Below are 13,512 nucleotides of genomic sequence, written 5' to 3' on the forward strand. Positions count from 1 at the left end.
GTCCTTGTGCCCAGGGCGGAGGACCCGTATTCGCTCAGGAGGGAGCGGGGGAGACGGTCCCGCGGTCGCGGTCCGCGTCCGGTTCGTCGCTGGGCTGTGCGGCCCGGAACAGCGCGTCGCTCTTCGCCACCCAGGCGGCGCCGAACGCGAACACGGCCACCGTCTCGCACCAGAGCACGGGCTTCAGCGTGTGCCGTACCTCGGCGGACAGAAGCGTGCTGGCCAGGGCGAGCGCGATCGCCACCAGGATGAGCCCGCCGCAGAGGCGGTAGAACCGGACCGCCGACGGGGACGGCGGCACCCCGGCCCGGTCCGGGCGGGTGAAGAGGAAGAGGCAGAAGACGGCGAGGAGCAGGAAGAGCGCCCCGGCGGCGACCTGGTGCACGAGGCCGACGATCCGATCGCCGTGGCTGATGGTGCCGGCCCGCGCGCCCATCGTGGTGGGGAAGAGGGCCACCGCGACCGCGAGGACGCCGGCGACCGTGCCGAGCGCGTCGTCCGGCCGGCGGTACCGGTAGGCGATCAGGAACACCCCGACGGCGCAGAGGGCGCCGACGAAGACGTCGCGCAGCTCGGTGTGGTAGTACCCGCTGAGCGAGTCGAGCAGGGTGAACCGGCGGGCGACGATCAGGTGGCCGACCACCAGCACCACCGGCAGCGCGATGCCGACGGATCCGACGCCGAGACGCAGGTGGCGGACGGTCACGGCGTCCTGCGGGGGCCTACGGGGCTCGGGGTTCATCGCCGCCTTCCCGTCGTCGGTGGATGCTCTCTCCAGTGGACGTTGCGCGTGCCGTCCCCGTCAACGGTCGGCGTCAGGCGCCGGCCGCTGCCAGCTCCCGTTCGTACACCTGCCCGGTCAGGTCCGTGCCGAAACTGTGGTGTGGTTCCTCCTCGACGAGGCGGAAGCCGCGGGAGAGGTAGATGCCGCGGGCGGCGACCAGAGGGTGGTTGGTCCAGAGGCGGATGCGGGCGTATCCCGCCCGCCGCGCGAAGGCGAGGCACTCGTCGACCAACCGGGCCCCGAGACGCCGTCCCCGGGCGGCGGGATCGACCAGCAGGATCCGCAGCTGGGCCGTCTGCTCATCGGCCGCGACGCAGAAGACGCAACCGACCCGCTCCCCGTCGAGCTCGGCGATCCAGGCGGCCTCCCGCGCCGGGTCGTGGCCGGCGGCGTAGTCGGCGACGATCCGCGCCACGAGCGCCTCGAAGCTGGTGTCCCAACCGAACTCGGCCGCGTACGTCTCGCCGTGGGCCAGCACCACCCAGCCGAGGTCACCGGGACGGCCCAGCGGACGAATGAGGACCTGTGCGCTCATCGAAACCCCTCCACTACTGAAACAGTCGTTTCAGTGGCAGAGTAGCGCTGTGAGCCAGCACGAGCGACCCCCCAGCGCCCGCCGCGACGAACTCCTGGAACGGGCGTACCAGTACGTCCTGGCGCACGGGCTGGCCGAGCTGTCGCTGCGCCCGCTCGCCGCCGCCATCGGGTCCAGCCCCCGGGTCCTGCTCTTCCTCTTCGGCTCCAAGGACCAGTTGATCCGCGCCCTGCTCGGCCGGGCCAGGGCCGACGAGCTGGCCGCGCTCCGGCGTGCCCGGGACGCGGGCGGCTCCGACGACTTCGTCGCAGCGGTGCGGACGACCTGGGACTGGCTCGTTGATCCGGCGCACCGCCCGATGCTGGTCCTCTGGGTCCAGGCGTACGCCCGCTCGCTCAGCGAGCCGGACGGACCGTGGGCGGGATTCGCCCGGCAGACGGTGGAGGACTGGCTCGGGCTGCTCGCCGAGGTGGGCGGCCGGGCCGACAGCGCGGGCGCTGACCCGGTCCTCGCCCTGGCGCTGCTGCGCGGCGCCCTGCTCGACCTGCTGGCCACCGGCGACGCCGAACGGACCACCGCGGTCGTCGAGCGCTGCCTGGTCCTGCTCGGAGCGGCGGCCCGCTGAGCCGGGCCGGCGCCGGCCTGCTCGTCGTCGACGAAGGCGTTCCGCCTCTCGGTGGACGCGGTCGCGGTACCCAGCGCCCGAGGGTCGCCGGGTTGCCGCTTGACCCGGCTAACACCGTTAGCTAACGTCTGAGCTAACAGCGTTAGCCAAGAGAGGGCGTGCCGTGATGACCGCAGCGACGACCGTGGAGACCCGACCGGCGACGACCGACGGCGGGGGCGTCCGGGACCGGATCGGCCGAGTGCTGCTCTGGCTGGCGGCGATCGGCGCGGTGGCGGCGGCACTGGGGGCGTACGGCGCGGTCGCCGACGCGGAGCCGGCCGTCAAGGTGGTCGAGACGTGGCGGGCGTACGGCTTCGTGGTCTTCGCCGGGCTCTTCGCCCTGCTGGCCGTGCGTCCACGGGGTCACCGGGCGGTGTGGGCGCTGGTGATCTTCCACAAGGTGGCCATGACGGTGACCGCGCTGGCCTACAGCCGGGACGCCGCGATCGAGGGGACCGGCACCGTCCTGGTCTTCGACGGCGCCCTGTCGATGCTGCTCGTCCTGGCGCTCGTGCTCTGCCGCGGCTGGGTGGCGGAGCCGCGCGGGTGACCCGCCGCGAGGAGATCGTCGACGTGGCCGAACGCCTGCTGGAGCGCGCCGGGCCAGGGGCCGTCACGATGCGCCGGCTCGCCGACGAACTGGGCATCCAGGCCCCGTCGTTGTACAAGCACGTCGCGGGTAAGCCCGAGATCGAGGCCGCCCTGCAGCAGCGGGCACTGCAGCGGCTCGCCGCGGCCCTGGAGGCGGCGCCCGACCTGCCGTCCCTCGCCGCCGCGTACCGTGCCTGGGCGCTCCGGCATCCCCGGCTGTACGAGATCGCCACCCGGCTGCCGCTGGCGCGCGAACGCCTGGCACCCGGCGTGGAGGCGGCCGCCGCCGCGCCGTTGCTCCGGGTGACCGGGGGTGACCTGACCGCGGCACGCGCGCTCTGGGGCCTGGCACACGGGCTGGTCGACCTGGAACTGGCCGGCCGGTTCCCGCCCGGGGCGGACCTCGACGCGGTGTGGGCACACGCGATGGCCGAGCGGGTCGCCGCCAGGCCCGGGCCGGGCGCGACGGGCTGACCATCCGGCCGGGTGGCGGACGAGCGTGGTCATCGCCCACCGGCGGGAGGGAAGGTCAGACCGTCACTCGTCGTCCTCGTCGTCGAGCCGGGCCAGCCAGGTGGCGAACCGCTCGATCGGGGTCTCGAACTCGGGGTTCAGGTCCACGAAGTCGCGCAGCCGCTCGCCCAGCCACTCCAGGCTGACCTGCTCGTCGCCCCGGCGCTCGACCAGTTCCTCGATGCCACGGTCGGTGAAGTACATCTGCGTCCTCTCGGCGGAGAAGGACCGCCACGCGGGAGGGGCAGCGGCCGTCGTACGGTCGCTGCCCCTCGTGCCGGCGGTGCGGTCAGGTCACGGGCGGGGGAGGGCCGCCTCGATCAGGGCGTTCTGCTCGACCTCGTGCATCTTCGCCGAGCCGACCGCCGGGGCGGCGGCGGCGGGGCGGGAGATGCGGCGCAGCCGGACCTCGGGCAGGTGCTCCAGCAGGTTGAGCGCGACGAACGACCAGGCGCCCTGGTTGGCCGGCTCCTCCTGGACCCAGGCGAAGTCCTCGGCGTTCGGGTACTGCGACAGGGCGGCCCGGACCTCCTCGACGGGCAGCGGGTAGAGCTGCTCCATGCGGAGGATCACGGTGTCGGTGACGCCCCGCTCCTGCCGGGCCTGGAACAGGTCGTAGTAGACCTTGCCCGAGCAGAGCAGCACCCGCTTCACCTGCTCCGGCGCCGGTGCGGCGGTGTCGGCCAGCACCGGCTGGAAGGTGCCCGTGGTGAAGTCCTCCACCTGCGAGATGCAGAGCTTGTGCCGCAGCAGCGACTTCGGGGTGAACACCACGAGCGGCTTGCGCTTGGGCGACAGGGCCTGGCGGCGCAGCAGGTGGAAGTAGCTCGCCGGGGTGGTCGGGATGGCCACCCGCATGTTGTCCTCGGCGCAGAGCTGGAGGAACCGCTCCGGGCGGCCGGAGGTGTGGTCCGGGCCCTGGCCCTCGTGGCCGTGCGGCAGCAGCAGGGTGACGGCGGAGCGCTGGCCCCACTTCACCTCGCCGGAGGAGATGAACTCGTCGATGACCGACTGGGCGCCGTTGACGAAGTCACCGAACTGGGCCTCCCAGGCGACCAGCGCGTTGACGTTCTCCACGGAGTAGCCGTACTCGAAGCCCATGGCCGCGTATTCCGACAGCAGCGAGTCGTGCACGAAGAAGCGGGACCGCTCGCCGTCGGCGGTGAGCGACTTCAGCGGCAGGTAGTCGTCGCCGGTCTTCGCGTCGACCACCGACGCGTGCCGCTGGACGAAGGTGCCGCGGCGGGAGTCCTGCCCGGCGAGCCGGACGGTGACCCCGTCGTGCAGCAGCGCCCCGAACGCGATGATCTCGCCGAAGCCCCAGTCGATGCCGCCCTCGACGGACATCTTGCGCCGCCGCTCCAGCAGCTGCTGGATCCGCTTGTGCGGGGTGAAGCCCTCCGGCAGGTTGACGTGCGCCTCGCCGATCGCCTTGACCACGGCGGTGTCGGTGGCGGTGTCGACCTGCGGCTCCGGCTCGTCCTCGCGGCGCGGCCGGCTGAGCTGGCGCGGCGTGGTGGCGGCGTCCCGGGTGGCCTTGAAGACCCGCTCCAGCTGCGACTGGTAGTCGCGCAGCAGCTCCTCCGCGTCCTCCACGGTGATGTCACCCCGCCCGATCAGCTCCTCGGTGTAGAGCTTCCGGACCGACCGCTTCGAGTCGATGATCTTGTACATCTGAGGGTTGGACATCGACGGGTCGTCGCCCTCGTTGTGGCCGCGCCGGCGGTAGCAGACCATGTCGATCACGACGTCCTTGTTGAACGCCTGCCGGTACTCGAAGGCGAGCCGGGCCACGCGGACGACGGCCTCGGGGTCGTCGCCGTTGACGTGGAAGATCGGCGCCTGGATCATCCGGGCCACGTCGGTGCTGTAGAGGCTGGACCGGCTGTATTCCGGGGCGGTGGTGAAGCCGACCTGGTTGTTGACCACCACGTGCACGGTGCCGCCGGTGCGGTAGCCGCGCAGCTGGGACAGGTTGAGGGTCTCGGCGACCACGCCCTGGCCGGCGAAGGCGGCGTCACCGTGCACCGCCAGCGGCAGCACGGTGTAGCCCTCCAGCTTGAGGTCGATGCGGTCCTGCTTGGCCCGGACGATGCCCTCCAGCACCGGGTCCACGGCCTCCAGGTGCGACGGGTTCGCCACCACCGACACCTTGACGGCGTGCGCGCCGTCCGGGGTGGTGAACTTGCCGTTCTGGCCGAGGTGGTACTTCACGTCGCCCGAGCCCTGCGTGGAGCGCGGGTCGAGGTGCCCCTCGAACTCGGAGAAGATCTTCTCGTACGGCTTGCCGACGATGTTGGCCAGCACGTTGAGCCGGCCGCGGTGGGCCATGCCGATGACGACCTCGTCGAGCCCGCCCTCGGCCGAGCACTCCAGGACCTCGCCGAGCAGCGGGATCAGCGACTCGCCGCCCTCCAGCGAGAAGCGCTTCTGGCCGACGTACTTGGTCTGCAGGAAGGTCTCGAAGGCCTCGGCGGCGTTGAGCCGGTTGAGCACGTGCTTCTGCTCGTCGGCGCCGGGCTTCTCGTAACGGCGCTCGATCCGCTCCTGGATCCAGCGCCGCTCCTCCGGGTCCTGGATGTGCATGTACTCGATGCCGACGCGGCGGCAGTAGGAGTCGCGCAGCACGCCGAGGATCTCGCGCAGCTTCATCCGCTGCTTGCCGGCGAAGCCGTTGACCGGGAAGACCCGGTCCAGGTCCCACAGGGTCAGCCCGTGCTGGAGGACGTCCAGGTCGGGGTGCTTGCGGATTTTGAACTCGAGCGGGTCGGTGTCGGCCATGAGGTGGCCGCGCACCCGGTACGCGTGGATCAGCTCGTGCACCCGGGCGGTCTTGTTGATCTGGCCCTCGGAGTCGACCGCCACGTCGCGCACCCAGCGCACCGGCTCGTAGGGGATGCGCAGCGAGGTGAAGATCTGGTCGTAGAAGCCGCGCTCGCCGAGCAGCAGCTCGTGCATCACCTTGAGGAACTCGCCGGACTGGGCGCCCTGGATGATCCGGTGGTCGTACGTGCTGGTCAGCGTGATGATCTTGCTGACCGCCAGCTCGGCCAGGGTCGCCTCGCTCATGCCCTGGTACGGCGCCGGGTACTCCATGGCGCCCACGCCGACGATGGCGCTCTGGCCCTGCATGAGGCGCGGGATCGAGTGGACCGTGCCGATGCCGCCCGGGTTGGTCAGCGAGATCGTGGTGCCGGCATAGTCGTCCATGGTCAGTTCGTTGCGGCGGGCGCGCCGGACCACGTCCTCGTACGCCTGCCAGAACTGCCGGAAGTCCATCTGCTCGCAGCCCTTGATGGAGGGCACCACCAGGTTGCGGGAGCCGTCCGGCTTGGCCAGGTCGATGGCGATGCCCAGGTTGACGTGCTCCGGGCGGACCATCGCCGGCTTGCCGTCGACCTCGGCGAAGGAGTTGTTCATCTCCGGGTGCTCGACCAGCGCCCGGACCATCGCGTAGCCGATCAGGTGGGTGAAGCTCACCTTGCCGCCGCGACCGCGGGCCAGGTGGTTGTTGATCACGATGCGGTTGTCCACCAGCAGCTTCGCCGGCACGGCGCGGACGCTGGTGGCGGTCGGCACGGCGAGCGAGGCGTCCATGTTCTGGACGATCTTGGCGGCGACCCCGCGCAGCGGGGTGGTGCCGGCGGCGCTCGCGGCCGGCGCCTTGGCGGCCGGCTTGGCCGGGGCGGCCTTCTTCGCGGGAGCCGGCTCCGGGGCCTTCGCCGCCGGCTTGGCGGCGGGCTTCGCCGGGGCGGGCGCGGGCTTGGCGGCGGGCTGCTGGCTGACCGTGGCGACGGCCTCCTGCTGCTCGGCCGGCTCGGGGCGGGCGTCAGCCGGGGCGGGCTTGGCCTCGGGGCGCGGGGTGGCGGCCCCCGGCGCCGGCCGGTAGTCGGCGAAGAAGTCGTGCCATGCCGAGTCGACGCTCGAGGGGTCGGCGAGGTAGCGCTGGTACATCTCCTCGACGATCCACTCGTTCGGGCCGAAACCCGCCAGTGGGTTCTCCTGCGAAGTCTGCTGGGTCGACACGGCCGCTAATCGCCTCTTTCACGCGGTTGTGAATGTCACGCGGTGGCTCCCGTGCCCGTTTCGAGACGCGCGGGAGACGGGTCCCAGGCTACGCCGTGCGATCGGCGCAGGCATTCTCGCCTCCGGCTGGTGGTCCGTTTCACAGAAGATGCCAGAAGTTCGGCAAACGCTGCGTGGTCCGTCGACTCCTGGTAGGCGACGACGGCCCCGGCCGGTGACGCGCGGTCACCGGCCGGGGCCTGGTCGGAATCGAACTCAGGAGATGTCGCGACGCCGGATGGTCAGCACGCCGATCACTCCGGCCACCACGGCGTACCCGATCAGCACCGCCGCTCCCGCCCAGCGCGGCGGGTTGCCGGGGATGTCGGCGCCGCTGACCATCAGCGACGACGCCAGCGACGGCACGAGGAGCTGGAGCTGGTTGATCCAGTCGCCGAACTTCGCGGCCAGCAGGCCGATCGCGATGGCCGCGCCGATGGCGCCGCCCAGGTAGAGCAGGATGCCGGTCACCGTGGCGCCGATCTGGCTGCGGATCAGCACGCCGAGCCCGACGCCCAGCACCGACCAGAGCAGGTAGGCCAGCCCGTTGAGGGCCACGGCCCGCCAGACCGCCCCGCTGCCGAGCTGGGCGCCGACGTCCGTGGCGCTCAGGATCAGCGGCGCGAAGACCAGGTTCAGCAGCGTGGTGCCCACCCAGAAGAGCAGTGCCAGCGTGCCGGCGGCGACCAGCTTGGCCACCATCACGGCGGTGCGGTGCGGCGCCGTGAGGAACGTGGTGGTCACCGTCTGGTGGAAGAACTCGCTCGTCACCACCACGATGCCGAGCAGCATGACGATGAGGAGCCCGAAGAACTGGCCGTTGGTGTAGAGGTTGGCGGCCAGGCTGTCGGCGCTGGAGACGGCCTGCACCTGGTCCGCCTGGTCGGCCGGCACCTCGCCCATGTTCCCGCTGGTCAGGGCCTCCGTCTGCAACCAGTTGAAGAGCAGCGCGAGGCCCCACAGCGGCACGGTGATGAGCGCGAAGACCCACCAGGTGTTGGTGGTACGGATCTTGAGTAGCTCGGATCGGACCAGGTTCATCGGATCTCCGCCTTTCCGGCCGTCAGCTCCAGGAAGACACCTTCCAGGTCGGGGCGTTCGGTGGTCAGCTCGTGCAGCTCCACCTTGGCGGCGAGCGCCACCCGGCCGACCGTCGGCGCGTCCACCCCGGCCACCAGCAGCGCGCCGTGCCCGTCCGCGTCCACCGTGGCCGACTGCTCGCGCAGCGCCGCCACCAGCTCGTCGGCCTGCGGCGTGCGCACCCGGACCCGGGCGCCGTGCGTCATCGAGCCCATCACCTGCTCGACCGGCCCCTGCCGGACCAGCTTGCCGGCCGCGATGATCACCACGTCGTCGGCGAGCAACTGCATCTCGGAGAGCAGGTGGCTGGAGACCAGCACCGTGCGCCCCTCGGCGGCCAGCCCCTTGAGGAAGCCGCGCATCCAGCGGATCCCCTCCGGGTCCAGGCCGTTCGCCGGCTCGTCGAGGATCAGCACCCGCGGGTCGCCGAGCATCGCGGCGGCGATCCCGAGCCGCTGCTTCATGCCCAGCGAGTAGCCCTTGAACTTGCGCTTCGCGGCCGGGGTGAGCCCGACCAGGGCGAGCGCCTCGTCGGCCCGCTGGCGGGGCAGGCCCGCCGCCGCGCAGATCACCCGCAGGTGGTTGATCCCGGTGCGGCCCTTGTGCGCGCTGGACGCCTCCAGCACCGCGCCCACCGTGCGCAGCGGGTCGGCCAGGTCGGCGTACCGGTGGCCGCCGATGGTGGCCTCGCCCGCGGTCGGGGTGACCAGGTTGAGCAGCATGCGCAGGGTGGTCGTCTTACCAGCGCCGTTCGGGCCGAGGAAACCGGTGACCCGCCCCGGCTGGACGGTGAAGGACAGGTTGTCCACCGCCCGGACGTTCTTGTATTCCTTCGTCAGTCCGGACACCACGATCTGGCCGGTCCCGGCGTTGGGGCTTGTCTGCCCGTCGGACATCGTTCTCCTCTCCTGCCACGGCGGGCTTCGGGGCACGCCGGTGGGGACGCCGTTGCGGGGCGCCGAGCACAGCCTTCCAACCCGGTGCAAGGGGGTCAATCAGGCGGGATGCGTACGCCCTCCTCCCCCGGGGGCAGGAGCGGATCATCCCCAGGGAGGAGAGGTCAGGCCGGCGGCAGCGCGATCCAGGTGGCCCGGGCCTGCCCGAGCAGCGCCCCGTCCGGCCCGTAGAGGCTGGAGTGCACCTCGGCCTTGCGTCCCGAGCCGCCCACCATGGCCCCGGTCACCACGCACTCGTCGCCGGGGCGCGGCAGCGCCGTGACCTGCGCGGCGATCCGGCCCAGCACGTACGGGCGACCGGGCGCGATCACCGCCCAGCCGCCGGGGCAGTCCAGCGCCGCCCAGACCGTCGCCGGTACCACCTCGGCCGGGGCGCGGAACGGCGCGGCGGTCCGCCCGTCGGGCAGCCGGCCCGGGAAAATCCGCAGCCCGGCCGGGTTCGCCGGCCCGCAGACGTAGCAGCCCGGGAAGGGATGGTCCACCAGACCCGGGTACGCCTTCGCGGCGGCCTCGGCCGTCGGCCGGTCCACCGGCGGCACCACGGCGTCGACCGGCTCGACCCGACGTACCTGGGCGATCACCTGGCCGTCCGGGTCGCGGATCTCGCCGTCGACGGCGGTCAGCGGGGTCTCCAGCGGGGGCGGCTTGCGCAGGGTGACCTCCACCGGGCCCCGATCGTCCACCGCGGCGGCGAAGATCCCGGCGCTCCAGCCGCCGTTGCCCGAGCCGTCCGGGCCGTGGAAGCGGGACTCGATGATCATGTGGCACCTCCGGGGCTCCGACCACCGGCCTCGTCGCCGGCGTCCGCCCGGGCAGCCTCGCACGCGGGCTCCGGCCCGCCACAGGTGAGGGGGTGTGCCGGCGCGCCGGCCGCCGTTCACCGGATCGACACCCCTCATCCCCGGGGCCGGCAACCCGGACCCCTTACACAGATACCCATGGCCGTTCTGCACGCCGCTGGCGCACCCCTCACGACCAGCGGATACACCCTGCTGATCGCCGACGACCCGATCCTGGTCGCGGCCGCGCAACGCCTGCGTCACGAGGTGTTCGCCAGCGAACTCGGCGCCACCCTGCACCCGGGGGCCGCCGGGCTCGACACCGACGAGTTCGACGCCCACTGCGACCACCTGGTCGTGCTGCGGGAGGGCACCGACGAGGTGGTCGGCACCTACCGGCTGCTGCCGCCCGGACGCACCGCCCGCCGGTACGCCGACGGCGAGTTCGACCTGGCCCCGCTGGCCCCGCTCCGCGACGACCTGGTCGAGGCGGGCCGGTCCTGCGTGCACCCGGACCACCGCTCCGGCGCCGTGATCAACCTGATGTGGGCCGGGATCACCCGGTACCTGCACCTGCGCGGCTCCCGCTGGCTGGGCGGCTGCGCCTCGGTGCCGGTGGCCGACGGCGGGGCCGCCGCCGCCGAGGTCTGGTCCCAGGTCACCGCCCGTCACCTGGCCCCGCCGCCGCTGCGGGTGACCCCCCGCCGCCCCTGGTTCGCCGAGGCCCCGGCCCCCGCCGGCCCGGAGTTGTCGCCCGACGGCTCCAGGTCGGGGCGCGGCGACAGACGCGCCGAGCTGGAGTTGTCGCCCGCCGGGCGCCGCGCGCTGGTCCCGCCGCTGCTCCGCGGCTACCTGCGGCTCGGTGCCTGGGTCTGCGGGGAGCCGGCGTACGACCCGGACTTCGACTGCGCCGACTTCTACGTGCTGTTCTCGCTGGACCGGATGAACCCGCGCTACCTGCGGCACTTCCTGGGTGAGGCGGCGGCGTGACCGGCGACGGGTTGTGGCGCCCCGCGTCGGGCTGCGGGCCGGGCTGCCTGCCGGCGGCCACCGCGCCGGACGTGTCGCTGCCGCGCCGGGCGGGGCGGCTGCTCGGCGTACTCGGAATGCTGCTGGCCGGGGTCGGCCTGGCCGCGCTGCTGCCGCTGCTGCGGTCAGGGCGCCGGCGGGCCGCGCTGCGTGGCTGGGCCCGGTGGACGCTGCGCGCCCTCGGCGTGCGGCTGGTGGTGCGGGGCCGGCTGCCGCGCGGGCGGGCGCTGCTGGTCGCCAACCACGTCTCCTGGCTGGACATCCTCGCGGTGCTCGCGGTCGCCCCGGCCCGGATGCTGGCCAAGCGGGAGGTCCGCGACTGGCCGGTGGTGGGCGCGCTGGCCGCCGCGGCCGGCACGGTCTTCGTGGACCGGTCGCGGCCGCGCGACCTGCCGGCCACCGTCGGCCGGGTGGCCGGTGCGTTGCGCGCCGGGCACTCCGTGGCGGTGTTCCCGGAGGGCACGACCTGGTGCGGCGAGGCGGCCGGCTGCCGGCCCGGCCGGGGCTTCCGGCCGGCCGTCTTCCAGGCCGCGGTGGACGCCGGCGCGCCGGTCGTCCCGCTCGGGCTCGGCTACCGGTACGCGGGCCACCCCAGCACGCTGCCGGCGTTCCTCGGCGAGGAGACGCTCTGGGAGTCGGTCCGCCGGGTGCTGGCCGCCCGGGACCTGACGGCGGCCGTGACGGTGGCCGCCGCGCTGCACCCGGCCGGCGGGGCGGACCGGCGGGCGCTGGCCCGGGCGGCCGAGTCGTCGATCCAGCCGGCGCCGGTCGGCGCGCCGGTCCGGCGCCGGGCGACGACCGGCGTGCGGATCGTCCGGCCGGTGGCGCCGCTGCCGGTGGGGGCGGAGGTGGGACTGGACCTGGTGGCCTGACGCGAACGCGACACAGTCGCGACAGTCTTGTTCAGTCGCGATGTATCGCGTTATGCTCCTCCCATCACTCGACGCGCCGCCGACCGGCGTGTCACCGAGGGGAGGACGCCATGACCCACTGGAAGGTCGACAGTCCGCAACGGATCACCCTGGACGAGCCGGTCACCCGGCTGGACGTGCGGCTCATCAGCGGCCGGCTCAACGTGGTCGCCTCCGACGGGCCGGCCCGGGTGGACGTCACCCGGGTCAGCAGCCAGCCGGTCATCGTCGAGCTGCGCGACGGCCGGCTCAGCGTCGCCCACGAGCGGCCGCCCCGCTGGCCGGGGGTGCTCTGGTGGCTCGGCCAGCTCGGCCGCCGCTACCGGGCCGAGGTCTCCATCGCCGTGCCCGCCCACGTGCTCGCCGACCTGCGACTGGTGGACGGCTCGCTGGTCGCCTCCGGCCTGCGCCGGGACACCCGGGTCGACGTCACCTCCGGCCAGGTCACCCTCATGGGCCTGCGCGGTCGCACCTCGGCAAAGGTCACCTCGGGTCCGGTCGAGGCGCTCGGCGTCGGCGGCGACCTCAACCTGGAGACCGTCTCCGGCGAGCTGATCCTCGCGGACAGCGCGCCCGAGCGGGTGCGCGCCCACGCGGTCTCCGGGTCGATCACCTGCGACCTGGACAACCCGCGCGGCAGCGAGATCCGGCTCAGCGCCATCTCCGGCAGCATCACCGTCCGGGTCCGCGAGGACAGCGACCTCACCGTCCACCTGCACACCACCTCCGGCCGGATCACCAGCGGCTTCCCGCAGGTCTGCGGTGGCCAGCACGGGTTCGGCGCGGTGAAGGACAGCCACGGGGTGCTCGGCGGGGGCGCGGGTAAGCTCTGGGCGTCCGCGACCTCCGGCAGCATCGCGCTGCTCGCCCGTCCCGTCGAGGACGCCGACGACGTGGAGGACCTGCCGTGACCGCCGTGTTCAGTCACGGGCGGCTCCGGCTCTACCTGCTCAAGCTGCTCGACGACGGGCCGAAGCACGGCTACGAGCTGATCCGCCTGCTGGAGGACCGCTTCCTCGGCCTCTACGCGCCCAGCGCCGGCACCATCTATCCCCGGCTGCAACGGCTGGAGGTGGAGGGGCTGGTCAGCCACACCGCCGCCGGCGGCCGCAAGGTCTACGAGATCACCGACGCGGGCCGCGCCGAGCTGCGGCAGCGCGCCGACGAGCTGGCCACCCTGGAATCGGACATCACCGCCTCCGTCGAGGACCTCTCGGCGCTGGCCGGCGAGATCCGCACCGAGGTGCGCGGCTCGGTGCGCGACCTGAAGCGGGAGCTGCGCGAGGCGGCCCGGCAGACCCGCCAGGCCCGCTGGGCGCCCCCGCCCCCGCCGACCACCCGGCCGCCGCGCAACGGCGCTCCCGGCCCGACCGCGGAGTCGCCCCTGCTCGCCGAGTTCGACCAGCGGCTGGCCGCGTTCACCGTCGAGGTCGGCGCTTTGGTGCGGGCCGGGCGGCTCACCGACAGCCAGCTCCGTACGGCCATCCGCCTGCTCGACGGGGCGCTGGACGGGCTGCGCCGGCTGCTCCGCTAGGCGCCCCGCGGCTCACAGGTTGTTTCCAGGATCCACCCAGCGCGGCCGCAGCGAAAGCGCGGATGATG

General features: G+C 73.2%; 14 protein-coding genes. 7 read left to right on the plus strand and 7 right to left on the minus strand.

Annotated elements, in window-relative coordinates; translation table 11 throughout:
- Window positions 1-34 precede the first annotated feature (34 nt).
- Window positions 35-742: a hypothetical protein gene (locus tag NLX85_RS13735; RefSeq protein WP_254335028.1), complete on the minus strand. Its 708-nt coding sequence runs from the start codon at window positions 740-742 to the stop codon at window positions 35-37.
- Window positions 743-815: 73 nt separating this feature from the next.
- A complete protein-coding gene (locus NLX85_RS13740; RefSeq protein ID WP_254335030.1) occupies window positions 816-1,319 on the minus strand; it encodes a GNAT family N-acetyltransferase in 504 nt (167 codons plus the stop codon).
- Window positions 1,320-1,368: 49 nt separating this feature from the next.
- Between NLX85_RS13740 and NLX85_RS13745 the strand changes: the two genes are divergently transcribed.
- From NLX85_RS13745 to NLX85_RS13755, 3 genes are all read left to right on the plus strand, one after another.
- Window positions 1,369-1,944 carry a TetR/AcrR family transcriptional regulator gene (locus tag NLX85_RS13745; RefSeq protein WP_254335032.1) on the plus strand — a complete coding sequence of 192 codons (576 nt, stop codon included), beginning with the start codon at window positions 1,369-1,371 and terminating at the stop codon, window positions 1,942-1,944.
- Between the two features lie 166 nt (window positions 1,945-2,110).
- A complete protein-coding gene (locus NLX85_RS13750; protein ID WP_254335045.1) occupies window positions 2,111-2,536 on the plus strand; it encodes a hypothetical protein in 426 nt (141 codons plus the stop codon).
- Window positions 2,533-3,051, plus strand: coding sequence for a TetR/AcrR family transcriptional regulator (locus NLX85_RS13755; protein ID WP_254335047.1), 519 nt, complete (start codon window positions 2,533-2,535; stop codon window positions 3,049-3,051). Before NLX85_RS13750 ends, NLX85_RS13755 begins: the two co-directional genes overlap by 4 nt.
- Before the next feature lie 63 nt (window positions 3,052-3,114).
- Here NLX85_RS13755 and NLX85_RS13760 read toward each other — a convergent pair whose 3' ends face one another.
- The 5 genes from NLX85_RS13760 to NLX85_RS13780 form a co-directional block, all read right to left on the minus strand.
- Window positions 3,115-3,294 (minus strand): DUF6104 family protein, encoded by a 180-nt coding sequence (locus NLX85_RS13760; protein WP_089009804.1) that lies wholly within the window; start codon window positions 3,292-3,294, stop codon window positions 3,115-3,117.
- 90 nt (window positions 3,295-3,384) lie between these two features.
- Complete coding sequence (locus tag NLX85_RS13765; protein ID WP_254335049.1) at window positions 3,385-7,116, minus strand: multifunctional oxoglutarate decarboxylase/oxoglutarate dehydrogenase thiamine pyrophosphate-binding subunit/dihydrolipoyllysine-residue succinyltransferase subunit; 3,732 nt, start codon at window positions 7,114-7,116, stop codon at window positions 3,385-3,387.
- Between the two features lie 255 nt (window positions 7,117-7,371).
- Window positions 7,372-8,196 carry an ABC transporter permease gene (locus tag NLX85_RS13770; protein WP_148430295.1) on the minus strand — a complete coding sequence of 275 codons (825 nt, stop codon included), beginning with the start codon at window positions 8,194-8,196 and terminating at the stop codon, window positions 7,372-7,374.
- Complete coding sequence (locus NLX85_RS13775) at window positions 8,193-9,131, minus strand: ABC transporter ATP-binding protein (RefSeq protein WP_254335051.1); 939 nt, start codon at window positions 9,129-9,131, stop codon at window positions 8,193-8,195. The genes NLX85_RS13770 and NLX85_RS13775 overlap by 4 nt, the downstream gene beginning before the upstream one ends.
- Before the next feature lie 164 nt (window positions 9,132-9,295).
- Window positions 9,296-9,952, minus strand: a complete 657-nt coding sequence (locus NLX85_RS13780) for a hypothetical protein (protein ID WP_254335053.1) — start codon at window positions 9,950-9,952, stop codon at window positions 9,296-9,298.
- A 177-nt stretch (window positions 9,953-10,129) separates the two neighbouring features.
- Between NLX85_RS13780 and NLX85_RS13785 the strand changes: the two genes are divergently transcribed.
- The 4 genes from NLX85_RS13785 (at window position 10,130) to NLX85_RS13800 (ending at window position 13,444) form a co-directional block, all read left to right on the plus strand.
- The gene (locus tag NLX85_RS13785) at window positions 10,130-10,960 is read left to right on the plus strand and encodes a GNAT family N-acetyltransferase (RefSeq protein WP_254335055.1); all 831 of its coding nucleotides are present in this window, start codon (window positions 10,130-10,132) and stop codon (window positions 10,958-10,960) included.
- Window positions 10,957-11,871, plus strand: coding sequence for a 1-acyl-sn-glycerol-3-phosphate acyltransferase (locus NLX85_RS13790; protein WP_254335057.1), 915 nt, complete (start codon window positions 10,957-10,959; stop codon window positions 11,869-11,871). The genes NLX85_RS13785 and NLX85_RS13790 overlap by 4 nt, the downstream gene beginning before the upstream one ends.
- Window positions 11,872-11,981: 110 nt before the next feature.
- A complete protein-coding gene (locus NLX85_RS13795) occupies window positions 11,982-12,821 on the plus strand; it encodes a DUF4097 family beta strand repeat-containing protein (protein ID WP_254335058.1) in 840 nt (279 codons plus the stop codon).
- Window positions 12,818-13,444: a PadR family transcriptional regulator gene (locus NLX85_RS13800; protein WP_254335060.1), complete on the plus strand. Its 627-nt coding sequence runs from the start codon at window positions 12,818-12,820 to the stop codon at window positions 13,442-13,444. Before NLX85_RS13795 ends, NLX85_RS13800 begins: the two co-directional genes overlap by 4 nt.
- Window positions 13,445-13,512: the final 68 nt, after the last annotated feature.

It is taken from the genome of Micromonospora sp. A3M-1-15 (assembly GCF_024213425.1).
GTDB lineage: Bacteria > Actinomycetota > Actinomycetes > Mycobacteriales > Micromonosporaceae > Micromonospora > Micromonospora chersina.

Coding starts and splice junctions, on each gene's coding strand:
- NLX85_RS13735 (WP_254335028.1), bottom strand. CDS start 742: ATGAACCCCGAGCCCCGTAGGCCCCCGCAGGACGCCGTGACCGTCCGC.
- NLX85_RS13740 (WP_254335030.1), bottom strand. CDS start 1,319: ATGAGCGCACAGGTCCTCATTCGTCCGCTGGGCCGTCCCGGTGACCTC.
- NLX85_RS13750 (WP_254335045.1), top strand. CDS start 2,111: ATGACCGCAGCGACGACCGTGGAGACCCGACCGGCGACGACCGACGGC.
- NLX85_RS13760 (WP_089009804.1), bottom strand. CDS start 3,294: ATGTACTTCACCGACCGTGGCATCGAGGAACTGGTCGAGCGCCGGGGC.
- NLX85_RS13770 (WP_148430295.1), bottom strand. CDS start 8,196: ATGAACCTGGTCCGATCCGAGCTACTCAAGATCCGTACCACCAACACC.
- NLX85_RS13775 (WP_254335051.1), bottom strand. CDS start 9,131: ATGTCCGACGGGCAGACAAGCCCCAACGCCGGGACCGGCCAGATCGTG.
- NLX85_RS13780 (WP_254335053.1), bottom strand. CDS start 9,952: ATGATCATCGAGTCCCGCTTCCACGGCCCGGACGGCTCGGGCAACGGC.
- NLX85_RS13785 (WP_254335055.1), top strand. CDS start 10,130: ATGGCCGTTCTGCACGCCGCTGGCGCACCCCTCACGACCAGCGGATAC.
- NLX85_RS13795 (WP_254335058.1), top strand. CDS start 11,982: ATGACCCACTGGAAGGTCGACAGTCCGCAACGGATCACCCTGGACGAG.